The sequence below is a fragment of the Streptomyces sp. NPDC001381 genome, assembly GCF_042895685.1.
Classification (GTDB): Bacteria; Actinomycetota; Actinomycetes; order Streptomycetales; family Streptomycetaceae; genus Streptomyces.
Genome location: NZ_JBIAWO010000001.1, coordinates 821,866 through 845,808 on the forward strand (window position 1 = coordinate 821,866; position 23,943 = coordinate 845,808).

A 23,943-nucleotide genomic window follows, 5' to 3' on the forward strand; every position below is an offset into this window, starting at 1 on the left:
GCATCTTGGTACGCTGATCTCACTGCTGACGGGCAGTCACGCGGCGGAGGGGGCGAAGCGCGTGGAGACCCGCACACCGTGCGTACGCGTGAGCGTCCTGGGGCCCGTCCGGCTGGACGTGAACGGCACTCCGGCCCGGCTCACCCCGCTGACCGCGCGCCTGCTGGTCCGCCTGGCCGCCGCCGAGGGCGAGGCCGTGCCGGCCCGGCAGCTGTACCGGGACGTCTGGCAGCAGACCGCCGAACTCCCGCGCCAGGACCTGCGGGGCCGCAACGAGGTGCAGAAGCGGATCCTGGAGCTGCGCCGCGCCTTCGACCTCGCCGGACCCGGACTCGGCGCCCGGATCATCCGCACCGCGCAGCTGCCGACCGCGCGCGGGGTGGAGACCAGCTACCGACTCGTGCTTTCCGTCGAGGAGTTGGACAGTGCGGAGTTCACCCGCCTGGTGGGCGAGGCGCTGCGCGCGGCACCCGCCTCGGCCGTCCGGCTGCTGGCGGACGCGCTGAGCCTGTGGCGGGGCCGCGCGCTGGCCGACGCGCACGACGAGGAGTTCGCCGCCGGACCGGCCCGCCGGCTCACCCAGCTCCGGGAGACCGCACAGCGTGAACTCATCACCGGGTACAGCGCGTTGGGGCGTCACGACCTCGCACTGCCGGTCGCCGAGCGGACGGCACGGGAGCGGCCGGACGATCCCGAGGCCGCCGCCGTCCTCGCCCGGCTGCACACCCGGCTGCGGGAACGGCACGGCGACGAACTGCTGCGTCACACCCTGCGCGGGCTGCGGGTGGACGTCGTCGTCGTGCGCGGCGACCTGTTCGACCAGGAGGACGCCAACCTGGTCGTGGGGTTCTCCGACACCTTCGACACCTCCACCGACCAGGACGTGGTGATCAGCCGGGAGAGCGTGCAGGGCCAGCTGGTCGACCGTCTCTTCGAGGGCCGGCACCGGCTGCTGGACGACAGGGTGCGCCGCGGGCTCAGGGAGTTCACCCCGCTGACCACGGAGAGCGTCCGGGCGAAGCGGCGCGGGCGGCGGACCCGCTATCCGATCGGTACGACGGTGGCGGTCCCCGTCGGCAAACGGCGCGTCTTCGCCCTCGCCTACTCCCGGCTGGGCAACGACCTGCGCGCCCGCTCCGCACCGGCCGAGCTGCGTCTGGGCCTGGAGCGGCTGTGGCCGTCGGTCGCCCGCCACGGTCTGTTCAAACCGGTGGCGATCCCGCTGATCGGCGCGGGCCTGGCCCGGATCGTCGAACTCGACCGCACCCAGCTGCTGCTGCTGATCGTCGAGACCTTCACGGAGAGCCTGCGCGCCGACCCCGCCGTCTCCCCCGAGCTGCGCGTCGTCATCCGCGCGGACGAACTGGAGCGCACCGACCTGTCGGCGGTGGAGACGTTCCTGCGGGAGGTGGACGACCGGCCGGCGACCCCGCCGACGCACCTGACCTGACCTGCTCATTCCCCCAGCTAAGATCCACCCCCGCTTCCCCCGACAGCCACCAGCCGCTTCCGAAGCGCTTCCGGTCCGCGGGCGCCGTACGCGACCCGCTCCCCGGCGCCTTCTCACCCGGCGGGCGGTGCCGGGCGCCGGGCCACACCCAAGACCGTGGAACTGTGAAAATATTACAGAGCGGACATCAAAGGAGAAATCTCGTGAACAGCCCTGCCGGCAAGCTCGGCTACGAGGACATCCGGCCCGACCGCACCGGCCAGGCCGAGGCCTTCGACGTCATCGGAAACCGCTACGACGAGGCCTTCCCGCACAAGGAGGGCCAGATCGCGTCCGCCGAGTGGCTCGTCGCGTCCCTGCCGCCCCGGGCCCGGGTGCTGGACCTGGGGTGCGGCACCGGAATCCCGACCGCGCGGCGGCTGGCGGAGGCGGGCTGCGAGGTCGTCGGGGTCGACCTGTCGGCGGGGATGGTCGCGCTCGCCCGCGAGCATGTGCCCACCGGGGTGTTCCACCAGGCGGACATCGCGGACCTGCGGCCCGGAGGTCCCCGGGACCTCGGCCGGTTCGACGCGGTCGCGGCCTTCTTCTCCCTGCTCATGCTGCCGCGCGCCGAGATCCCCCTCGCCCTGCGGACCGTGCACCACCTGCTGGTCCCGGAGGGACTGTTCGTCCTGTCGATGGTCGAGGCCGACGTGGACGACTTCGCGATCCCGTTCATCGGCAGCACCATCCGCGTCTCCGGCTATCTGCGGGACGAACTGCGCGAGGTCGTGGAGGCGGCGGACTTCGAGATCGTCGACGAGTCCTCGTACACGTACGCCCCGGCGAGCGCGGACGTCCAGCCCGAGGTGCAGATCTTCCTGCGCTGCAGACGGCGCACCTGACGACTCCCGCCCGGCCCGCCCCCGCGCGGGCCGGGCGGCCGGAAGGACCCGCGTGACGAAGCACCTCCGCACCGGCCAGGGCACGCCACCGCATGCCGGCGGACGCGCCGGGGCGGCGCACGCGCGGCCGCGCCCGGACGCCGCCGAGCCGCAGACCGACAGGCTCCGCTACCTCGACGCGGCGACCCGGCGGATCGCCGGCGGCATGAACCTCGACGAGACGGTGCGCGGACTGTGCCGCGCGGCCGTCCCTGCCTTCGCCGACCTGGCGTTCGTCCATCTGTACACACCGCTGCCGGTCGGCGACGAACGCGGCGCGGCCCCCGGCGTGCTGCGGCTGCACGCCACGGACCGCACACCCCCGCACGGCGCGGCCCCGCCCCGGTCCGGGCCGGCCCCGCCGGCCGGTGACACCGTCGAGCCGGCGTCGGTCGTCCGCCCCTCGGCCGCCGGCCCGCTCGCCAGGCTGCTGCGGGACGGGCTGCCCGCGTTCGGGAACACCCCCGGCCTCGCCTCCGCCGTGGCCGAGCTGCTGGGGACCGCCGCCGTTCCCCGGGCGGTCCCGCCGGGACGACGGCTGATCATCGCCCCGCTGCACGGGCGCACCCATGTCATGGGCAGTGTCGTCCTCGTCCGCCGCCCCGGCCGGCCCGCGTTCACCGGGGACGACCTGCTCGTCGCCTCCCAGCTCGCCACCCACACCGCGCTCGGGATCGACAAGGCGGTGCTGTACGCGCGCGAGGCGTCCTTCGCGGACGCGCTGCAGCGCACCATGCTCCCGCCGTCGCTGCCCGGGCCGCCGGGGGTCCGGCTGGCCAGCCGCTATCTGCCCTCCTCGCGCACCGCGCAGGTCGGCGGCGACTGGTACGACGCGATCCCGCTGCCCGGCAACCGCGTCGCCCTGGTCATCGGCGACGTGATGGGCCACTCCATGACCTCGGCCGCGATCATGGGCCAGCTGCGCACCATCGTGCAGACCCTGGCCGGGCTCGACCTGCCCCCGGAGGAGGTGCTGCACCACCTCGACGAACAGGCGGAGCGCCTGGGCAGCGAGCACACGGCGACCTGTCTCTACGCCCTGTACGACCCCGTTCTGCACCGGCTGCTGCTGTCCAACGCCGGCCATCCGCCGCCGGTGATCCTGCACCCCGACGGCACCGGCGAGGTCCTGCGGGTCCCGCCCGGAGCGCCGATCGGCGTCGGCGGCGGCGGATTCGAGTCCGTCGAGATGCACGCGCCGGCCGGAGCGACCCTGCTGCTCTACACCGACGGCCTGGTCGAGTCCCGCGACTCGGACGTCATGACCGGTGTGGAACGGCTCCGCGCCCGGCTGCACACGGCCGCCTCGCGGTCCGCTCCCCCGGCGCTGGAAGAGCTGTGCGACGAGGCGCTCGGCGCCCTCGGCCCGGGAGACCGGGACGACGACGTCGCGCTGCTCGCCGCCCGCTTCGAGGGCCTCCTCCCGGAGACCGTCGCCTACTGGTACATGGCTCCTCGTCCGCAGACCGCGGGACAGGCCCGCCGGCTGACCCGCAGGACGCTGCACCTGTGGGACCTCGACTCCCTGGTGGAGTCCACCGAGCTCCTGGTCGGGGAGGTGGTGGCGAACGCCGTGCGGTTCGCCTCCCGGCCAGTCACCCTGCGGCTGCTGCGCACGGACGTGCTGCGCTGCGAGGTGGGCGACGACTCGCCGGTGGTGCCGAGGATGCGGCACGCCCGGCTGAGCGACGAGGGCGGCCGGGGACTGTTCCTGGTCGACCACCTGTCCCGGCGCTGGGGGGTGACCAGGGTGAGCACGGGCAAGGTCGTGTGGTTCGAGCAGTCACTGCCCGGCGGCCGCGACCCCGGCTGAGGCGGCCGGGGCAGGAGTCGTGCCCCACCCCGTCGTCAGGGGGCTGTCGCGGCACCGGCCCCGGCCGAGGGCTCGACCCGGATCACGACGGACTTGGTCGTGGGGGTGTTGCTGATCTCGGCCGTGGCGTCCAGGGCGACCAGCACGTTCGTCTCCGGGTAGTAGGCGGCGGCGCAGCCGCGCGGGGCCGGGTAGCGGACGGCGCGGAAGCCGGGGGCGCGGCGTTCGCCGTCGGGGTTGACGCTGACCAGGTCGACCAGGTCGCCGTCGTGGAGGCGGAGGTCGCGCAGGTCGTCCCCGTTGAGGAGGACGACCCGGCGTCCGCCCTCGATGCCGCGGTAGCGGTCGTCGAGCCCGTAGACGGTGGTGTTGAACTGGTCGTGCGACCGTACCGTCGTCAGCAGCAGGTGGCCGGGCGGTACCTCGCACGCGGTCGGCGGGTTGACGGTGAAGATCGCCCTGCCGGTCGGTGTGGGGAAGGTGCGGGAGTCGCGCGGCGCCCGGGGCAGCATGAAGCCGCCGGGCTGCCGGACTCGCTGCTCGTAGGCGTGGAATCCGGGGATGACGTGCTCGATGTGGCGGCGGATCACGGCGTAGTCGTCGCGCATGCCGCGCCAGCCGAGGTCTTCCCCGAAGAGCGCGTGTCCGAGGTCGGCGACGATCGCCACCTCGCTGCGCAGGTGCGGTGACCCGGGGAGGAGCCGCCCGCGCGACGCGTGCACCATCGCCATCGTGTCCTCGACCGTGACGAACTGCTCGCCCGTGGCCTGCCGGTCGCGCTCGGTGCGGCCGAGGCAGGGCAGGAGGAGCGCCTCGGTGCCGTGGCACAGATGCGACCGGTTCAGTTTGGTCGCGATGTGGACGGTGAGGCCGCAGTTGGCCAGTGCGGCCTCGGTGACCTCCGTGTCGGGCGTGGCGGCGGCGAAGTTGCCGCCGAGGCCGATGAACACGTCGACCCGGCCGTCGCGCATGGCCCTGATCGAGTCGACGGTGTCCAGGCCGGGGACCCGGGGCGGGTCGAATCCGAACTCGTCACGGAGTTCGTCCAGGAACGTGTCCGGCATCTTCTCCCAGATGCCCACGGTGCGGTCGCCCTGGACGTTGCTGTGCCCGCGGATCGGGGCGGGTCCGGCGCCGGGGCGGCCCACGTTGCCGCGCAGCAGCAGGAAGTCGACGATCTCGCGGATGGTGGCCACGGCGTTGCGGTGCTGGGTGAGTCCCATCGCCCAGCAGACGACGACGCTGTCCGCGGCGAGCACATCGGCGGCGCAGTCCTCGATCAGGCGGCGGGAGAGGCCGGCCATCGCCTCGAGGTGTGACCAGTCCAGGGCGCGCCAGGCCGCCGCCGCCGCCTCGAAGCCCTCGCAGTGCCGGTCGATGAACTCGTGGTCGAGGGCGGAGCCCGGCTCGGCGTCCTCCCGGTCGATCAGGGCCCGGTTCAGACCGGCGAACAGGGCCAGATCGCCGTTGACCCGCACCGGCAGCCAGCGGTCGGCGATCTTCGTCCCGGGGCCGGCCAGACCGCGCGCGGTCTGCGGGTTGTGATAGCGCCCGAAGCCGGCCTCGGGGAGCGGATTGACGGCGATGATCCGGGCGCCGCGGCGCTTGGCGTCCTCCAGCGCGGTGAGCATCCGGGGGTGGCAGGTGCCGGGGTTCTGGCCCACGATCATGATCAGGTCCGCGTGATCGGTGATGTCGGCGTAGGTGATGAGGCCCTTGCCGACGCCGATGGTCGCGCTCAGGGCGTCGCCGCTCGACTCGTGGCACATGTTCGAGCAGTCCGGCAGGTTGTTGGTGCCGAATCTGCGCGCCAGCAACTGGTAGAGGAAGGCGGCCTCGTTGCTGGTCCGGCCGCTGGTGTAGAAGACGGCACGGTCCGGGTCGTCGAGGGCGCGCAGGCGGTCGGCGGTGAGCGCGATCGCGTCCTGCCAGGAGATGGGCGCGTAGTGGGTCGCGCCGGGGGCCAGGTGCATCGGCCGGGCGAGCCGGCCCTGCGCCTCCAGCCAGTGGCCGTCGCGCTGCCGCAGGTCGGCCAGGGAGTGCTCGGCGAAGAACGCCGTGTCGACGCGTTTGCGCGTGGCCTCCCAGGCGACGGCCTTCGCGCCGTTCTCGCAGAACTCCGCGGTCCTGCGGTGCTCGGGGTCGGGGTCGCCCCAGGCGCAGCTCGGGCAGTCGAAGCCGTCGACGTGGTTCACCTTCAGGAGTGTCTGCAGACTCCGCTTCGGCCCCATCTCGGCCAGGGAGTACCGCGTGGACTCGGCGATGGCGTGCACGCCGACGCTGGACTTCCTGGGACCCGGCGTCGTCCGGTCGACGGGCTTCCCGGCCATGACCGCCTCCTCGCCCCGTGCCGGCCCGCGCGGGGCCGGCCGGCTGCCGGGGACGGCCCGGCCGGCCGACCGGCCGCCGCGCGGGGACCGTTCGGTGCCCTGTCCTGTCCTGTCCTGTCCGGCCGCTACGCCGCGAGGGCGTGACCGGGATGCAGGACGACCTTGGTGTAACCCTCGATGCGCTGGTCGAACTTCTCGTACGCGCTCGGCGCCTCCTCCAGCGGCAGTTCGTGGGAGACCACGAAGCTGGGCTTGGCGCGCCGCGCGATGATCAGGTCACGCAGCTGACGGTTGTACTGCTTGACGTTGCACTGCCCGGTGCCCATCCGCTGGCCCTTCTCGAACATCCTGCCGATGGAGACCAGGAGTTGGCCGTGCTTGGCGTTCTCGTCGGGTCCGCCCGGGTCGGAGGGCACGTACAGGCCCGGTATGCCCAGCATGCCCGTCGGCCGCACCGTCTCGACGAGCGTGTTGAGGACGACGGCCGGTTCCTCGTGGCTGGCGTCGTGCGCCTGGGCCTGGTAGCCGACGGCGTCGACACCCTTGTCGGTGCCCTCGCCCCCGGTGTGCTCCTTGATCTGCGCGGCCGGGTCGCCCTTGGTGAAGTCGATCGGAACGGCTCCGATCTCCTCGGCCTTGGCGAGCCGCTCGGGCACCCGGTCGACGGAGAACACCTTCGACGCACCGCGCAGCAGCGCGGAGTACGCGGCCATCAGCCCGACCGGACCGGCGCCGAAGACGGCCACGCTCTCGCCGGGGGACACCTGGGCGAGCTCGCACCCGTGATAGCCGGTGGGGAAGATGTCGGCGAGCAGCACGAAGTCGGTCTCGAACTCCTCACCCTGCGGCAGCTTCAGGCAGTTGAAATCGGCGAAGGGCACGCGCAGCAGTTCCGCCTGTCCGCCCTTGTACGGCCCCATGGCGACATAACCGTAGGCGCCGCCGGCGAAGCCCGGGTTGACCGTGAGACAGAAGCCGGTCTTCCCGGCCAGGCAGTTCTTGCAGAATCCGCAGGCGACGTTGAAGGGCATGACGACCCGGTCGCCCTTGGACAAGGAGGTCACGCCCGCGCCGGTCTCCTCGACGATGCCCATGTTCTCGTGCCCGAACACGATGCCGGACTCGGCCGCCGTGCGGCCCTCGTACATGTGCAGGTCGGAACCGCAGATGGCGGTCGACGTGACGCGTACCAGCACGTCGTTCGGGTGCTGGATCTGCGGATCGTCGACGTCCCTGACGGTGACGCTGAAGGGCTTCTCGTAGACAACGGCTTTCACCTGGATCACCTCCGCGTCGAACGCCGGGTGACCACGACGGCCTGCCTGACCGAGGCCCTTGCCGGGAGAACACACACCGCGACCGGGCCCCTCGGTCCGCTGCGTAGTCCCAGGCGCTCTGGCTTCACCATTGGTTACTTCCAGGGAACGCCCCTGCGGCACCCGCCGCAACCCCCACCGGACGACGATCCCACCCCTGCTCCCGGCGCGCACGGTGCACCCGGTACGCGCACGCCGTGACGGGCGGGCCGAAGGGCCGCCGCGGCGGTCCTGCCCGGTCACCTCTCGTCGCCCCCGGCCGGTGGCTCGGCGGCGAGGTGGAGGAGTACGGCGGTGCCGGGGCGGGGGAGGGTGACGGTGAGCCGTCCCGCGGCGGCGTCCCAGGCGAGGGTGGCGTCGGAGGCGGCGGGATGGAGCACCGTGGGGCGGAGGGGGACGCCGCGCAGATGGGAGAGCGGGACGGCGCGGGTGCCGTCGTCGGCTCCGTAGCGCTCGCGTGGGCGCGCGGCTCCCGCTCCCGCGTCGGCGGCCGGCGCCCTGCGCCACAGGGCGAGCCAGGTGGCGGCCCGGCCGCGCAGGCCGGAGGCGATCCAGGTGTCCTCCCACGCGGGAAGCCCGAGCGGCCAGAAGGGAAGGCTGCGGGGGATCTCCGCGCGAAGGGCCTTGTGGACAGAGACGGCCGAGCGGACGAGGTCGAACTGCTCCGGGCTCATGCGGTCGAGGAACCCGGACAGCTGGACACGGGCCGTCAGCGCGCCGGTGAGCGCGAAGGCGATCTCGTCGGGGCCGAAGTCCGGCTGGGGGCAGGCCCACACGGCGGCCTGCTCGGGGGTCGCCGCGGTGGCGGACGCGGCCGCGATGGGCGGACAGCGCAGGGGGTCCTGCTGGTCGCTGGTGGACTGCAGCTGGACGACCGCGAGCTGGGCGTAGTCCATGCGCAGCCCGCCCGACGCGCAGTTCTCCAGGACGAGGCCGGGGTGCCGGTCGAGGAGGGAGCCCAGCCAGTCGAGGTGCGCGCGGTGGTGCCCGAGCAGTCCGGCGCCCGCGCTCTCGGCGCCGTTCTCGGTGCCGGGACCGATGTTGACGTTGTAGTCGAGCTTCAGATAGCCCACCCCCCAGTCGTCCACGAGCCGGTCGACGACCCGGTCGAGGTGGGCGCGGGCGGCGGGGTGGCGCAGGTCCAGGTGGTGCCGGCCGTGCTCGCTGACCCGGACTCCGCCCCGCCGGAAGAACGCCTCGGGAGGCAGGGTGCGGGCCAGCGGGCTGCGCACGCCGACCACTTCGGGTTCCAGCCAGAGTCCGGGGGTCATCCCGTGCGACCTGATGGCGTCGAGCACCCGCTGGATGCCGCCGGGGAAGCGGCGGCCCGAGGCGTCCCAGGCGCCGACGGCGTCCCACCAGCCCTGGCCGTCGTCGTCGTACCAGCCCGCGTCCACGACGAAGACCTCGGCGCCCGCGGCGCCCGCCGCTTCGACGAGCGGCAGGAGCTTGTCGGTGGTGGGGTCACCCATCAGGGTGTTCATGTAGTCGTTGTAGATCACCGGGAGTGCCGTGTGGTCCGGGTGGACGCGGCGTATCCGGCGGCGGTAGGCGGTGAGTTCGCCGAACGCGGCGTCGAGGCCACCGGCCCGGGCCGCGACGAGGACGGCGGGGACGGTGGTGAACTCCTCGCCCGGTGCCAGGGTCCGGTGCCACTGGTGGTGGGCGTCGTCGGGTCCGAACAGCGCGACGTAGGCGGCGCCTTCCCGTTCGCCGGTCTCGTAGCGCCAGCCCGCGCTGGACTCGATCTGCCAGAGCCAGGCGCGGCCCGCCCGGTCGGTGAGCCCGGCCATCGGCAGGTGCCGGCCCGTGGACCAACTGCCCTGCGAGTACCGCTCGAAGCAGCCGCGTCCTTCGTGGCCGTGGGCCGGCCGGTTCAGGGAGACGATGTGGTCGCGGAAGGGCGAGTGCCGCCAACGGCACTCGGCGAGCCAGTCGTTGTCCGCCCAGTGGAGGGTCAGGCCGTCGAGCGCGCCCACGGCGTCCCCGATGCCGCCGAGGGCCAGGCTCGACACGCTCTCCAGCCGGAGCGGCGCGCCGCCTTCGTTGACCAGGCGCACCTGCGAGCGGAGGAAGCCGGCACCGGGGCGGGTCCGCAGGGTGATGACGGCGCCGAGCCCGGTCACCGGGTCCGCCAGCCGGAACGTCGTGCGCTGCCCGTCCCCGTCCCGGACCGTCTCGTGGCTCCGGTGGGCCAGGCGGCCGCCGACGGCGGTGTCGATGAAGCGTTCGCCCGACCAGGTGCGGCCGTGGCCGGTCACGGTGACCTCGACGAGGGGGAGCAGGGTGTTCCAGTCCTGGCCCGCCGCCCCCAGCCGGACCGCCCCCGCGGAGTCCGCCACGGCGGCCAGTCCGAGGACGTCGTGGGACCAGAGAAGGGACCGCTCGGCTGCTTCGACAGCGGTGGTCAACGCGGTTCCCCTCCCGCGGGTGCGGTCCTTCCCTTGACGGGCGACGGTGTCACCGCTGACAATCCTGGCATGGATGTGACCGGTCACACAAGCCCCGACAGCCGCTCCGGCCCCGGACGGGAGCCCCGGAAGGCGGCCGGCATCCGGGACGTCGCCCGGGCCGCGGGCGTCTCGTACCAGACCGTCTCACGGGTCATCAACGACTCCCCGAACGTCCGCGAGGAGACGCGCAGGCGGGTCGAGGCGGCCATCCAGACGCTCGGCTTCCGGCGCAACCCCACCGCGTTCGCCCTGGCCAGCGGCGTGACCCGGTCGGTCACCGTCCTGACGTCGAACACGACCCTCCACGGCTATGCCGCCACCCTTCAGGGCCTGGAGGAAGCGGCCCGCGCCGCGGGCTACTCGCTCGGCGTGAAGGTGCTGACGCCCGAGGACGACCTGGACCGCACGATCTCCGCGGCCGCGGCCGAGGGGGGCGGGCTGATGGTCATCGGCTTCGACCGGCTCGGCGCCACCGCACTGGGCCGGGTCCCGGCGGACGTGCCGTGCGCCGCGGTCGTCGAAGCGCCGCCCCACGGCCGGACTCCTCCCCGTCCGGCCGTGTGGGCCGACGACCGCGAGGCGGCCCGTGCCGCCACCGCGTACCTGCTGCGGCTCGGGCACCGGACCGTGCACTACGTCGCCATCCCCACGTCAGAGGGCACCGGGGACGCGGAAGGCCCGCGCGCCCAGGGCTGGCGGGCGGCCCTGGAGGCGGCCGGCGTCACCCCGCCCGAGCCCCTCGGCGGCGGGGGCTGGGACGCGCGGGCCGGTTACGACGAGGGCCGACGGCTCGCCGGTGACCCGGACGTCACGGCGGTCCTGTGCGGCAACGACGACCTGGCCCTGGGCGTGCTGCGCGCCCTGCGCGACGCCGGGCGGCCGGTGCCGGAGGACGTCGGTGTCATCGGCTTCGACGACGCACCGCACGCCGGGTACCTCACCCCCTCCCTCACCACCGTCCGCATGGACTTCCAGGGACTGGGCCGCGACGCCTTCGAGCTCCTGCGCGGCCGGTTGGAGCGCGACCACCGGCCCGCCGCCGCGACCTTCACCGGCACCGAGCTGATCATCCGGGAGAGCTCGGGCGGCGCCCGCGCGTGAACCCGGCGCCGCGACGCACCGCCGCCCGTGCGCGGCGCCGCCCCGCACCCTCACCTGACGTCGACGAAGTCGCCCGCCGCCGTGGCCGGGCCGGTGGTGGCGGTGCCGGTGAAGACGAAACGGAAGTAGCCGTCGGCAGCGGCCTTCGTGGTGGTCCTGAGCGTGCCGCCGCTGCCGCTGGTGACGGTCTTCAGGGTCGTGTAGGCGGAGCTCCCCTTCTTGCGGAACTGCAGCAGGACCGGCCGGTCCCGGTAGCCGGTGTAGGTGCCGCTCTCCCAGTCGGCGCGGGTCAGCCTGCCGGTGACCAAGATGGTCCTGCCCTTCTTCACCGGCTCGGGCGAGGCGTTCACCGTCACCTTGGCGTACCGCTTGAACCGCGCCGTCCCGGCGACGTCGATCTCGGTCCAGTCGTCGCCGGCGTCCTGCGCGCCGGCGAGCACCTTCCAGGTCCCGGCGAGGCCGTTGTGGTCGAAGTCCCGCGCGGCGTCCACCCCGAAGCTCACCTTGCAGGTGGAGGTGGTGCGGTCGGTGGGCGACACGGTGCAGGTGCCCGCCGGCGGGTAGGCCGGCAGGATGCCGTCGGCGTCGTCGGTGTTGGGGCCGTGCCACAGATAGGCCCAGGACGCGAGGACGCCGTCCGGGTCCGTCGCCGTCCAGGTGAGGGTGACGGTCGTGCGGGTGGTCAGGCCGAGCACGATGTCCTTGCCGCCGTTGACCACCACGTTCGAGAACGTCGTGTCGGACGCGGCTCGGTCCGCCGCGCGGGCGGACGCCGGGACCAGCGCGGCGGACAGGGCGGTGGCAAGGGACAGGACGGCGAGGGCGGGGCGGGTGCGCATGGAATCCCCCTCAGGGATCGCTGGGCCCGCCGTCTCCTCACGGCGGAGCCTGATGAGGTGTCACCTGGGCTAGACCCACGAGAGCCGGTCCCGGTTGCCCTCTCACCGACGGCTGACCGCCGACGCGGCCTCGGCAGCGGCGGCCGGCCGCCGGTCGCCGGCCGCCCGACACCGGCAGCCGCTCACACCGAACCGCAGCCCTCACGGCGGACCGGACCCCTCACGCCGCGCCGGACCCCTCACGCCGCGCCGTACCCCTCGTGTCGGTCCGCAGCCCGTCGGGCCGGACCGCAGCCCGTCGCGTGCGGCCGTCCTGCTCGCGTCAGCCCCTCCTTCTCGCGACCAGCCGGACGGGTACCTCGGCGTACGTGTTCAGGATCGTGTTCTCCGCGATCACCGGATCACCGGTGAACTCCACGCGCTCGACGGACTCGAGCAGCGCGTGGAACAGGGCGTGCAACTCGAGGCGGGCCACGCCGTGGCCGACGCATCCGTGCGCGCCGTGTCCGAACGCGAGGTGGTCGCGGGGATTGCGGCGGAAGTCGAACTCGTCCGGGCGCTCCCACTTCCGCTCGTCACGGTTCGCGGAGGCGAAGAGGGCCCACACCCGGGCGCCCCGCGGGATCGTCACCCCGCCGAGCTCCGTGTCGCGCGCCGCGACGCGGGTGAGCCCGCGCACCGGACTCTCGAATCTGAGCAGCTCGTTGATCGCCGAGGCCACGAGGCCGGGCTCGGCGCGCAGTGCCGCCCACTGGTCAGGGCGCTCGGCGAAGACGACGAGGAGATGGCCGATCGCCGCGGCCGTCGTCTCCAGCGACGGGCCGATGAAGTCGACGAGGAGGAGCGGGCACTTCTCCTTGGGGACGACCCCCTGGTCGGCGGCCTCCAGCATGGCGGCGCCGGGGCTTCCGGGCGCGAGTTCCCTGTTCGCGGCGAGCTCGTGGGCGAACTCGAACAGGCGCCGCGTCATCTCCATGTTGTGCGGGGTGCGTTCGGTGACCGGGCCCAGGAGGTCGTTGCCCACCTGCCCCCACGCGTAGAGGTGCTCACGATTGCGGTCGGGCAGTCCGAGGAAGTCGGGGATGACCAGCATCGGTATGACCTGGGCCAGTTCGGTGACACCGTCGATCCCGCCGCGCTCGACGACGTCGGCGACGAGGTCGCGCGCCTTCCCGGCGATCTCCTCACTGCGACCGCGCAGGGAGCCGGGCCGCAGTCCGGCCCCGACGACGGAGCGCAGCACGTCGTGTTCCGGCGGGTCGCTGACGAGGGTGACGCCCCGCATCATCTGGTTGACATCGGCGTTGAATCCCACGCCCTCGCCGGAGAGGAAGGTGCCGTGGTCGGCCAGCACGGCTCTCACCTCGTCGTAGCGCGTGATCGCGTACACGTCCGGCTCGCGCAGCCGGACGACGGCCCCCAGCTCCCGCAGGTGCCGGTACTGCGCGTAGCGGGTGCGCTGGTCCGAGGTCGCGAACATGTCGATCTCGGTCGTGGGCACGACGGCCACGGATTCCTCCTTGAGCGGCTGGCGAGGGTCGGCGAGCTGGGTCCGGGTACGGGAACGGGCGGCTGAAAGACGCCCCCAGAGCCTGCTCGGGGGAGATCACCGCAAACCCGGGGCCGGTGGCCGATGCGCCGCGCCGGCCGAGGGCTCCGCGCGCGGGTGCGGCGAGCGCGGTGCCGACGGCGCCGCCGGTGACATGAGTTCGGCCGCCGGCTCGACCTGACGGTCGGAAGCCTGCCGTCGAGCTGAGCCGCGACGGCGTCGAGGCGGGCCCTCCCTCCGCGGCCGCCCCGCCCGCCGCCGTATCCTTCTGCGCGCCCGCACTCGCCCGCACGGCGGCGCCGTGCCGCGAGGGAGCGGACACGGGGTGAGGGACAAGGGGGAACGTACATGCAGCCATTGGAGGCCACGGATCCGGACACCGTCGGCGGCTACCCGCTGCTGGCGCGGCTCGGCGCGGGCGGCATGGGCCAGGTGTACCTGTCGCGCACCCCGGCGGGCCGTCCGCTGGCGCTGAAGACGGTCCGCCCGGATCTGGCCGCGGCGCCGGACTTCGAGCCGCGCTTCGCCCGCGAGATACGCAGCAGCGACCGCGTCCGCTCGCCCTGGACCGTGTCCGTCGTGGACTTCAGCCGGCCCGGCCACCGGCCGCAGTGGCTGGCGACCGAGTACGTCGCCGCCCCCTCGCTCGCCGAGTGGGTCATGGCCCACGGCCCGCTCCCGCCGGCCGCCCTGCGCGCCCTGGCCGCCGAACTCGCCGCCGCCCTGGGCGCGGTGCACGCGTGCGGTCTCACGCACCGGGACGTCAAGCCGTCCAACATCCTGCTGGCCCGCGAGCGCCCGATGCTCATCGACTTCGGCATCGCCCGTGCCGCCGACGACTCCCGGCACACCCGCACCGGCGGCGTCATCGGCTCCCCCGGCTACCTCGCCCCGGAGCAGGTGTCCGGAGGCGTGGTGACGGAGGCGGGAGACGTCTTCTCGCTCGCCGCGGTCCTGGTGTACGCCGCGACCGGCGACAGCCCGTTCCAGCATCCGGGCGAGGACGTCTCGGCGGCCTCACTGCTGTACCGGGTCGTCCACGACGACCCCCGCCTCGACGGCGTGCCGGGTGAACTGGTGCCGGTGCTCCGCCGCTGCCTGGCCAAGCGGCCCGAACACCGGCCGGACAGCGGCGAACTGACCGGGCTCCTGCCCCGGGAGCGGGAGTCCGGCGGCTGGGAGCACGCCCTGCCGCCCGGGCTCCAGGACGACCTCGCCCGCCGCGCGGCGGAGGTCTCGGCCCTCTGCGCGGCGGCCCCCGCCGCGGTCCCGCCCCCGCCCCCGCCGCTGACTCCGCCGACCCGTCCGGGCGCGGCGGCGACCCCGCCGATGCCTGCCGGGGCGGCGGCGACCCCGCCGACGCATCCCGGCACCGTAGCCGCCCATCCCGCGCATCCGGCCCATCCCGCACATCCGGTGCATCCGGTGCATCCGGTGCATCCGGTGCATCCGGTGCATCCGGGCGCCGTAGCCGCCCCACCGCCCGCCGCCGCTCACCGGCGTCGGCGGACCGCCTGGACCGTCGCCGCGGTGACGGCCGGTGCCGTCGCCGCCACCACCGCCGTACTGCTCCTGAACCCGTTCGGCGACGACGGCGGGGAGAAGGAAACCGGGGCGGACCCGACCAGCGGCCCGACGGCCTCCACCACCACCGCCGCGCTGTCCCGGAGATGGGAGGGCGTCTGGACCGGCGAGGGCCCCGGCAACCCGGGCGCCGACGGGCAGCTCCAGCCCCGCACCGACTCGTTCGTGGTCACTCTGACCCTGCACACCGCCGCCAAGGGGGACATCGCCGGCAAGCAGGTCAGCAGGGTCTCCGAGGTCGGCACCCGACGCGAGGTGGGCTGCACGGAAGCCCTCGAACTGCGGGGGGTGCGGGGCTCCACGGCCACGTTCGAAGCGGTGACCAGCCACCCGACCGATCGCTCGAACTCCTCGCTGACGTGCGAGAAGGGGCATGTGTACGTGGTTCAGCTGACCGACGACGACACCATCCGGCTCGGGGAGGAGGGCGCCCAGTCGGCCGGCGCCCCTTCCGAACTGCGCCGCACCCCGGGCACGGACTGAGCTCCACCGGAAATCCTCCGAAACATTCGAAGCGGGAACCTGAGGCATCCTCACCTCGGGACCGTGATCACCACCGTCACCGTGACCAAGGATGGCCAAAACCCATGCTTCACGCGCCCACCACCGTCGAAACATTTCGTAACGGACGTCGAAACTATTGACGCTTGACGAGGGCAGGTCAACACTGCGACCACATTCCCGGCCTCACCAAGAGGAGGAGGAACCCTCGCATGAACGTCGTACCCGCACACCCGACGACCCGCAGGACCGCCTGCGCCATGCTGCTGGGCGCCGCGTCGGCGCTGGTCCTGCCCGGCACCGCCCGCGCGGCCACCGTCATCACCACGAACCAGACCGGCACCAACAACGGCTTCTACTACTCGTTCTGGACCGACGCGCAGGGCACGGTCTCCATGACCCTGGACTCCGGCGGCACCTACGGCACGAGCTGGAGGAACACCGGGAACTTCGTCGCCGGCAAGGGGTGGAGCAACGGCTCACGCAGGACCGTGAGGTATTCGGGCAGCTTCAGCCCCTCCGGCAACGCCTACCTGGCCCTCTACGGCTGGACGTCCAACCCGCTCGTCGAGTACTACGTCGTCGACAACTGGGGCAGCTACCGGCCGACGGGCACGTACAAGGGCACCGTCACCAGCGACGGCGGCACGTACGACATCTATCAGACGACGCGGTACAACGCGCCGTCCGTCGAAGGCACCAAGACCTTCAACCAGTACTGGAGCGTGCGGCAGTCGAGGCGGACGGGCGGCACCATCACCACCGGCAACCACTTCGACGCCTGGGCCCGCGCGGGGATGCCCCTCGGCAGCTTCAAGTACTACATGATCCTCGCGACCGAGGGTTACCAGAGCAGCGGGAGCTCCACGATCACGGTGTCGGCGTGAGCGCCGCAGGACCACGCCCGGTCACCCGCCCCTGAGGACGACCCTGAGGACGACCCTGAGGACCGGGCGGGGCGCGCGATGGCACCCGGAGCGGCGATGCACCGCCCGGACACCCTTCTTCCCATGGGGTGTCCGGGCGGGTCTTCAGTCGACACGACGTCACCGCCGGACGTGACGCGAGTCCGTCCCGGCGGCTGAAGTCGCGATGAGAGCAACCTGTCAACGAGCCAAGTACTTCTCATCGATATGCGGCCTCCGCCATCCAAATGGGACGCGTCCCGGGACGCGCGCATTGAGCTGTCAACAATTTTGCTGATAGTCCTTTCGTCCATCACGCGCGTGTCCTCGACGGTGCCGCCCGCCAAGTCGGCGCACCGTACCCACTCTTGTCTTCAGGGAGTTGTTCGTGAGCAGAGAGAGAACAAGTCGGGCGCGTAGCCGACGGACCTGGCGGGGTATCGCCGGCGTGGCCGCCGGTGTGGTCCTCGTCGGCGGCGGTTTCGTGGCGGCCAACGCGGCGACGACCACGGGCGACGCGAAGAAGGCCGGCGTCCACTATCCGGTCGACAAGAAGGCCACCGGCGTCGCGGCCGTGGTCAGCGCCGCGAACGCGTTCCTGAACACGCTGGACTCCGACCAGCAGGCGGAGACGGTCCTGGACTTCTCCCAGGCGAACGCGACCGCGTGGTCGAACCTGCCGTGCGGCTCGTCCTGCCGGCCCGGCATCCAGACCGGCTCGCTGAGCGACGAGCAGCTGGCCGCCTTGAAGAACGTGCTGAAGGCGGCCCTGGGGACCGGCCAGGACACCGGCTACGAACACGTCCTGCAGACCCTCCTGGCCGACGACCAGCTGGCCTCGGCGGAGAGCTCCGGCTCCGGTCCCTCCGCGCCGTCGGGCAGCACGTCGAGCGACCCCTCCGCCTCGGCGGACCCGAGCGCCACGGCCACCGACGCCCCGACGGGCACCCCGCCGTCCGGCGACCCCGGCGGCGGCGCCGGCGCCGGCGGGTACGGAAGTGACATCTACTTCCTGGCGTTCCTGGGCACCCCGTCGGCGGACGGCACCTGGCAGCTGCACTTCGGCGGCCACCACCTCGCGGTGAACATCACCTACAAGGACGGCAAGGTGTCCGGCGCCAGCCCGTTCTTCACCGGTGTCGAGCCCACCAGCTGGACCGCGGACGACGGCACCACGTACGAGCCGCTGGGGACGTTCCGCGACGGCCTGCTGGAGCTGACCGGCAGCCTGAGCACGGAGCAGCTGGCCGCGGCCAAGCTGTCCGAGTCGTTCAGCGACGTGCTGCTCGGCCCGGGCGAGGACGGCCAGTTCCCGGAGACCAAGCAGGGCATCAAGGCCGCCTCGCTGTCGCCCAAGCAGAAGAAGCTGGTCCTGGCGGCGATCCACCCGTGGATCGCCGGCGTGGACGACGCCACCGCCAAGCAGCTCATGAAGACGTACACGCGTGAGCTCGACCAGACCTACATCGCCTACTCCGGCGGCACGGGTCTGGACACCCAGGGCGACTACGTCCGCATCGACGGCCCCGGCGTGTGGATCGAGTTCGTCTGCCAGAACGGCTTCGTCTACCAGGACAAGGTCCACTACCACACCGTGTACCGGGACCACACCCGCGACTACGGCAGCGAGTTCTCCTTCTCATGACCCGACCGCGAAACTGGCTGACCACAGCACTGCGTCTGGTGGCCGGGATCGCGATCGCGGTACCGGCGGCGCTCCTCACCGGGGCGTCGCCGGCCGCCGCGCATCCGATGCCGCACTCGGTGGTGGAGCTCGACGTGCACCAGGCCTCGGTGCGTGCCCGTCTGGAACTGCCGGCCGACGACTTCTCCCGGGCCAGCGGGATCGACCTGGGCGACACCACCCGAGCCACGCTCTCCGGTAAGGCCAAGGCCATCCGGACCTATCTCGACCGGCACATCCGCCCGGCCACCACCCGCGGCAGGGCCTGGGACGTCAGCACCGGCGGCCTGAGTCTCGGCAGCACCGAGCAGACCTCCACCGGCCCCTACCGGGAGCTGGTCGCCGAGGTCGTGCTCACCCCGCCGGCCGGCGCGGACGTACGCCACTTCACCTTCGACTACGACGTCATCGTCCACCAGGTCGTCACGCACACCGCTCTGGTGACCGTACGTCAGGACTGGGCCGCCGGGCAGGTCGACGGCGAGGGCGCCACCCAGGTCGGCACCATCCGGACCGACACCCGCACCATGACCGTCCCGGCACTGAAGGTCGACCTCGACGAAGGCAGCGCCTGGCGCGGATTCCTCGCCATGGTGGGACTGGGCGGCGACCACATCCTCACCGGCACCGACCACCTGCTGTTCCTGCTGATCCTGCTCCTGCCCGCGCCGCTCGCGGCCGGCGGACGGCGCTGGGACGGCCTGGTCGGCGTCCGGTCCGCGCTCGGCCGGATCGGCCGCACCACGCTCGCCTTCACCGCCGGACACTCCGTCGCGCTGGCCGCCACCGCGCTCGGCCGCCTGGACATCCCCGGCCGGCCGGTCGAGGCGTTCATCGCCGCCAGCATCCTCGTCGGCGCGGTCCACGCCGTCCGCCCCCTCTTCCCGGGCAAGGAAGCGCTCGTCGCCGGGGTCTTCGGGCTCGGCCACGGCATGGCGTTCTCCTTCGTCCTCGCCGAGATGCACCTGTCCACCGGGCAGCTCGTGACCAGCCTCCTCGGCTTCAACCTCGGCATCGAACTGGTCCAGCTCCTGCTGGTCTGTCTCGCCCTGCCCTCCCTGCTGGTCCTCGCGCGCCTGCGCGTCCAGCCCGCGCTACGGCTGGCCGGCGCCCTGCTCACCGGCACGGCGGCCCTCGGCTGGCTGGCCGACCGTCTCGGCCTGCCCAACCCCGTCGCCCGGGCGGCCGACGGCGCGGGATCCCACACCACCCCGCTGCTGGCCGCCCTCACCGTGACCGCGCTCGCCGCCACCGCCTGGAGCCTGGCCGCCCGCCGCCCGGCACGCCCCGGACCGGCCGAGGCCCCGGCAGCGACATGTCCCGAGCGCGAAGAGCGGCGCGCGGCGTCCGGAGCGGGCACGGGATGAGGGCGCGCAGGTGCCGGACGGTACGGCGTTCACGGCCGCCTGCACGGTGGTGTGGGCGCCCGAGCCGTCCGCCGCGACGGTGATCGTGGCCGCGGCCGACGCGGTGCCCGTGCCGCCGAGCGTCGCGCCGGCGGTGATCCCCGCCGCGAGGGCGAGGACGGCCGGCCTCCCCCGGGCCGGCCACGGCCGGCGGTGGCGGTGCTGCCGGGTTCGGATTCGGTGTCCCGTGTTGGTCGTCATGGCCTTCAGCCGCAGCCGAAGCCCAGGGAGTTGCCGGTCGGCGCCGTCGCGGCCCGGACTCCCGTGGGCCCTCGCCTCCCTTTCGCCGGAACGGGTGGCGCGTCACGCCGCTCGGGGCGGGCGCGCTTCACGCCAGGCCGTTGACCAGCCCGGTGAAAAGGGAGGGGAGGCGTACCGCGGTGGGGACGATCAGGCCGGCGAGTCGGGGGTGGACGCGGAGGCGTACCAAGGTGTGGGTGAGCAGACGGTGGCGGCGTGAGGCCCGGCGCCAGGCGTGTTCGTAGTCCAGGGGCCGGCCGCCTCGGACGCAGCGGACGAGCTGGGCGGCACCGGCCAGGGCGAGGGAGATGCCTTCGCCGGTGAGCGCGTCGACGTATCCGGCGGCGTCGCCCACCAGCAGGACCCTGCCGGCCACCCGGCCGCGGACCCGTTGCCGCAGCGGCCCCGCACCCCGGACGGCCGAGGAGGCGTGCGGGGACAGGCGGGCGGCCAGCGACGGAAAGCCGGCGAGCTGCGCGTCGAACGGTGCCCGCTCGCCGGTCAGGATGGCCACGCCCAGCAACTCGGGCCCCAGCGGCGTGACGTAGGCCTCGGCTCGCGCGGACCAGTGGACCTCGACGTGGTCGGTCCAGGGCGCGACGGTGAAGTGTCTGCGCAGCCCGTAGCGGGGCGGGCGCGGATCGGGCAGGTCCAGGCCGAGGTGTCGGCGGACGGGCGAATGCAGGCCGTCGGCGGCAGCGAGGTACCGGGCCGTCAGCCCCGCTGCGGTGACGCTGCCGGCGTCCTGGCGGACCGTCGCCGCGTCGACCTTGACCGGGAGCACCGGGACGCCCAGCTCCGCCGCCCGCCGGGCGAGAGCCGCGTGCAGGTCCGTACGCCGCACGCCCAGGCCGCCTCCGTGGCGGAAGCCGGCCTCGGCGTGCCGGCCGTCGCCCTCGGCGGCGAGGTAGCGGATGCCGCGCAGAGGGTGGCCGGGCGGGGCGACGCCCAGTGCGGCGAGGGCCCGCACCGCGCCCGGCATCAGCCCTTCGCCGCAGGCCTTGTCCACCGGCGTCGGCCGGGGTTCGGCCACGGCCACCTCGAGTCCGGCGCGGGCGGCGTGGATCGCCGTGGCGAGTCCGGCCGGCCCGCCGCCGACGATCAGCAGGTCGAGCATGGCGGGGTCGCGGCGGCCGGAGACGGGGCGGACCGGGCCAGGGCCGCGTTCTCGCAGCGGAGCCGGACGGCCAGGAGGGGCAGGTTGAGCAGGGTGAACGCGGTCGCGGTCAGCCATGCTCCGTGGACCAGCGGCAGGGCGAGTCCCTCCACGACCACGGCGAGGTAGTTGGGGTGGCGCAGCAGCCGGTAGGGGCCGGCGCTCACCAGCGGCAGGCCGGGCACGACGATGACGCGGGTGTTCCAGCGAGGTCCGAGGGTGCTGATGCACCACCAGCGCAGCGCCTGCGCCCCGAGGGTGAGGGCCAGCATCGGCCAGCCGAGCAGCGGCTGGAAGGGCCGCGCGGCGAGCTGGGTCTCGGCGAGGCAGCCGGCCAGCAGTCCGGTGTGCAGGGCGACCATCACCGGGTAGTGGCCGTCCCCGTACACCACGCCGCCGTGCGCGCGGCTCCAGGAGGCGTTGCGGCGCGCGACGACGAGTTCGGCGACCCGCTCGGCGGCCACCAGCAGGATCAGCACGGTGTAGCCGGTCATCCGTCACCTACCAGCGCAGGAGCACGAGTTCGGAACTGAAGCCCGGCCCGAGCGCCAGCAGCAGGCCGGGGGTCCCGGCCGGGGGCGGGCGCAGGGCCAGGGTGTCGCGCAGGATGTGCAGTACGGAGGCGGAGGAGAGGTTGCCGACGCCGGCGAGCGAGCGCCAGGTCAGCTCCAGCGCGTCGGGCCCGAGGCCGAGCGTCTCCTGGAGCGCCTCCAGCACCTTGGGGCCGCCGGGGTGACAGACCCAGCCGGTGATGTCGTCCGGCTTGAGGTCGTGTGCGGCCAGGAAGGAGCGCACCTCCTCGCCCAGGTGGAGCCGGACCAGTTCCGGCAGTTCGGCGCCGAGCACGATGGTGAAGCCGCTGTCGCCGATGTCCCAGCCCAGGGCGTCCTCGGTGCCCGGGTACAGGCGGCCGCGGGTGGCCACGACCCGGGGTCCGGCGTACTCCTGGCGGCGGGGATGGTCGCGGCCGACGGCGACCAGCGCGGCGGCGCCGTCCCCGAAGAGCGCCCCGGCCACCATGCTCGGCACGGAGGTGTCCTCCCGCCGCAGGGTGAGGGAGCACAGCTCGACCGAGAGCAGCACCGCGACCTGCTCCGGATGGCCCCGCAAGTAGTCGTGGATCCTGGCCAGCCCGGCGGCACCGGCGGCACAGCCCAGGCCGAAGACCGGTACGCGCTTGACGTCCGGCCGCAGCCCGAGCCGCCCGACCAGCCGGGCCTCCAGTGACGGGGCCGCGATACCGGTGACCGAGGTGGTGAAGACGAGGTCCACCTCGTCCGGGACGAGCCCGGCCCGGTCCAGGGCGGCTCGCAGCGCCTCCTCGCCGAGCCGCAGGCCCTCCTCGATGAACAGATCGTTGGCCTGTCCGAAGCCGCGCAGCAGGGCGTACCGCTCCAGGGGCAGGGCGAGGTGACGGGTGCGGACACCGGATGTGGCGTGCAGTCGGTCGAGCACGCCGCGGTCCTTGTGCGCGGCACCGACTCCGCGGAAGCACATCGCCGCGAGCGCGTCGGTGATCTCGTGCTGGTGGTAGCGGTGGGAGGGCAGCACTCCATGGACAGCGGCGATACGCGTCATTCGGCAAGAATAGAGACGAGCGTGACGAATCCTCACAAGGCGCACTTCATGGGCATTTCGCGTGTGTGGCAGCCGAGGGAGCGGGGCGACCACGCCTACCATTCGACGGCGTGCACAGCGTCGGAACCTCGTCCACCCCGGCCACCGCGGGCCCTCGCCGCGGGCCCGGGCGCGCCGTCGGCCTGCTGCTGGCCGCTCACCCCGCGCCCTCGGCGGCCGTGACCGCGGTGGTCACCGCGCTCGCCGCGGCATCCGGGCGGGGCGGCGCCGGTACGGTGCTGATCGCGGCGGCGGTGCTGGCCGGGCAGCTGTCGGTGGGCTGGAGCAACGACGTGATCGACGCGGACCGCGACGTGGCCGCCACGCGCCACGACAAGCCCCTGGCGACCGGGGCGGCGTCCGCGCGGGCGGTGGCGATCGCGGCCGGCTGCTCCCTCGCGGCCTGTGTGCCGCTCTCCCTCGCGAACGGGTGGCAGGCGGGAGGCGCGCATCTGGTCGGCGTGGCCGCGGCCTGGGGCTACAACCTCGGCCTCAAGCGCACACCCTGGTCGTGGCTGCCGTACGCGGTCGCCTTCGGGCTGCTGCCCGCGTTCGTCACCCTTTCCCTGCCGGGCAGCCCGTGGCCGCACTGGTGGGCGTCGGCCGGCGCCGCGCTGCTGGGGGTGGGCGCCCACGCCGCGAACGTCCTGCCGGACATCGACGACGACCTCGCGGCGGACATCCGCGGTCTGCCCCAGCGCGGTGGCCACCGCGGCGCACGGACCCTGGCGGCGGGGGCGCTGGCCGCAGGCTCGGCCGTGCTGGTCCTGGGCCCGGCGGGACCGGTCGGCATCCCCGCACGCGCGGGGCTCGCGGCGGCCTGCGCACTCTCCCTCGCCGTCGCCCTGTGGCCGGGCGGGCGGAGCCGGACCCCTTTCCTGTGCTGCCTGGGCCTGGCCGCCTCCGATGTCGCCCTCCTGCTCCTGCGCGGCGCGCGTCTGGCGTGACAGGGCAGCCGCGTCGAGCGCTGCCCGGCCGGCACGGCTTCGACGGTCGGCCGAGGTCCGGGCGGGGCGGCTGCGACGTCCGCCGCGGGAGGTCCGGTGAGACGTGTCGGCCGCCCGGTCCGCGGTGTC

General features: G+C 73.6%; 17 protein-coding genes. 9 read left to right on the forward strand and 8 right to left on the reverse strand.

Going from position 1 to position 23,943, the window contains the following annotated elements; genetic code table 11:
• Positions 1-88: 88 nt before the first annotated feature.
• From ACFY2L_RS03695 to ACFY2L_RS03705, 3 genes are all read left to right on the forward strand, one after another.
• Positions 89-1,450, forward strand: a complete 1,362-nt coding sequence (locus tag ACFY2L_RS03695; RefSeq protein WP_390821381.1) for a macro domain-containing protein — start codon at positions 89-91, stop codon at positions 1,448-1,450.
• A gap of 203 nt (positions 1,451-1,653) precedes the next feature.
• Entirely contained in the window at positions 1,654-2,334 is a 681-nt protein-coding gene (locus ACFY2L_RS03700) for a class I SAM-dependent DNA methyltransferase (protein ID WP_390655484.1), read from the forward strand.
• 52 nt (positions 2,335-2,386) lie between these two features.
• Complete coding sequence (locus ACFY2L_RS03705) at positions 2,387-4,186, forward strand: SpoIIE family protein phosphatase (RefSeq protein WP_390821382.1); 1,800 nt, start codon at positions 2,387-2,389, stop codon at positions 4,184-4,186.
• A gap of 35 nt (positions 4,187-4,221) precedes the next feature.
• Here ACFY2L_RS03705 and ACFY2L_RS03710 read toward each other — a convergent pair whose 3' ends face one another.
• From ACFY2L_RS03710 to ACFY2L_RS03720, 3 genes are all read right to left on the reverse strand, one after another.
• The gene (locus ACFY2L_RS03710) at positions 4,222-6,516 is read right to left on the reverse strand and encodes an FdhF/YdeP family oxidoreductase (protein ID WP_390821383.1); all 2,295 of its coding nucleotides are present in this window, start codon (positions 6,514-6,516) and stop codon (positions 4,222-4,224) included.
• A gap of 125 nt (positions 6,517-6,641) precedes the next feature.
• Positions 6,642-7,793 carry a glutathione-independent formaldehyde dehydrogenase gene (locus ACFY2L_RS03715; RefSeq protein ID WP_390655481.1) on the reverse strand — a complete coding sequence of 384 codons (1,152 nt, stop codon included), beginning with the start codon at positions 7,791-7,793 and terminating at the stop codon, positions 6,642-6,644.
• 278 nt (positions 7,794-8,071) lie between these two features.
• Complete coding sequence (locus ACFY2L_RS03720) at positions 8,072-10,243, reverse strand: alpha-galactosidase (protein ID WP_390821384.1); 2,172 nt, start codon at positions 10,241-10,243, stop codon at positions 8,072-8,074.
• A 69-nt stretch (positions 10,244-10,312) separates the two neighbouring features.
• Here ACFY2L_RS03720 and ACFY2L_RS03725 point away from each other — a divergent pair, with 69 nt between their 5' ends.
• A complete protein-coding gene (locus ACFY2L_RS03725; protein WP_390821385.1) occupies positions 10,313-11,386 on the forward strand; it encodes a LacI family DNA-binding transcriptional regulator in 1,074 nt (357 codons plus the stop codon).
• A 50-nt stretch (positions 11,387-11,436) separates the two neighbouring features.
• Here the strand turns inward: ACFY2L_RS03725 and ACFY2L_RS03730 are convergent, their stop codons facing one another.
• Complete coding sequence (locus ACFY2L_RS03730) at positions 11,437-12,225, reverse strand: hypothetical protein (protein WP_390821386.1); 789 nt, start codon at positions 12,223-12,225, stop codon at positions 11,437-11,439.
• Between the two features lie 322 nt (positions 12,226-12,547).
• Positions 12,548-13,735 (reverse strand): cytochrome P450, encoded by a 1,188-nt coding sequence (locus ACFY2L_RS03735; RefSeq protein ID WP_390821387.1) that lies wholly within the window; start codon positions 13,733-13,735, stop codon positions 12,548-12,550.
• Between the two features lie 387 nt (positions 13,736-14,122).
• On the opposite strand from ACFY2L_RS03735, the gene ACFY2L_RS03740 reads away from it, so the two are divergent.
• The 4 genes from ACFY2L_RS03740 to ACFY2L_RS03755 all read left to right on the forward strand — a co-directional run bounded on the left by ACFY2L_RS03740 (position 14,123) and on the right by ACFY2L_RS03755 (position 19,815).
• Positions 14,123-15,841, forward strand: coding sequence for a serine/threonine-protein kinase (locus tag ACFY2L_RS03740; protein ID WP_390821388.1), 1,719 nt, complete (start codon positions 14,123-14,125; stop codon positions 15,839-15,841).
• 230 nt (positions 15,842-16,071) lie between these two features.
• Positions 16,072-16,746: a glycoside hydrolase family 11 protein gene (locus ACFY2L_RS03745; protein ID WP_390655475.1), complete on the forward strand. Its 675-nt coding sequence runs from the start codon at positions 16,072-16,074 to the stop codon at positions 16,744-16,746.
• Between the two features lie 466 nt (positions 16,747-17,212).
• The gene (locus tag ACFY2L_RS03750) at positions 17,213-18,409 is read left to right on the forward strand and encodes a DUF3500 domain-containing protein (RefSeq protein WP_390655474.1); all 1,197 of its coding nucleotides are present in this window, start codon (positions 17,213-17,215) and stop codon (positions 18,407-18,409) included.
• A complete protein-coding gene (locus ACFY2L_RS03755) occupies positions 18,406-19,815 on the forward strand; it encodes a HupE/UreJ family protein (protein ID WP_390655473.1) in 1,410 nt (469 codons plus the stop codon). The genes ACFY2L_RS03750 and ACFY2L_RS03755 overlap by 4 nt, the downstream gene beginning before the upstream one ends.
• Before the next feature lie 367 nt (positions 19,816-20,182).
• On the opposite strand, the gene ACFY2L_RS03760 is transcribed toward ACFY2L_RS03755, so the two are convergent.
• From ACFY2L_RS03760 to ACFY2L_RS03770, 3 genes are read right to left on the reverse strand one after another with little or no spacing between them, the layout of a single operon-like run.
• Positions 20,183-21,211 (reverse strand): NAD(P)/FAD-dependent oxidoreductase, encoded by a 1,029-nt coding sequence (locus ACFY2L_RS03760; RefSeq protein WP_390655472.1) that lies wholly within the window; start codon positions 21,209-21,211, stop codon positions 20,183-20,185.
• On the reverse strand, positions 21,196-21,744 hold the full coding sequence (locus tag ACFY2L_RS03765) for an isoprenylcysteine carboxyl methyltransferase family protein (RefSeq protein ID WP_390821389.1): 549 nt from the start codon (positions 21,742-21,744) through the stop codon (positions 21,196-21,198). Before ACFY2L_RS03765 ends, ACFY2L_RS03760 begins: the two co-directional genes overlap by 16 nt.
• A gap of 7 nt (positions 21,745-21,751) precedes the next feature.
• The gene (locus ACFY2L_RS03770; RefSeq protein WP_390821390.1) at positions 21,752-22,828 is read right to left on the reverse strand and encodes a type III polyketide synthase; all 1,077 of its coding nucleotides are present in this window, start codon (positions 22,826-22,828) and stop codon (positions 21,752-21,754) included.
• A gap of 110 nt (positions 22,829-22,938) precedes the next feature.
• Between ACFY2L_RS03770 and ACFY2L_RS03775 the strand changes: the two genes are divergently transcribed.
• A complete protein-coding gene (locus ACFY2L_RS03775; RefSeq protein ID WP_390655469.1) occupies positions 22,939-23,814 on the forward strand; it encodes a UbiA family prenyltransferase in 876 nt (291 codons plus the stop codon).
• Positions 23,815-23,943: the final 129 nt, after the last annotated feature.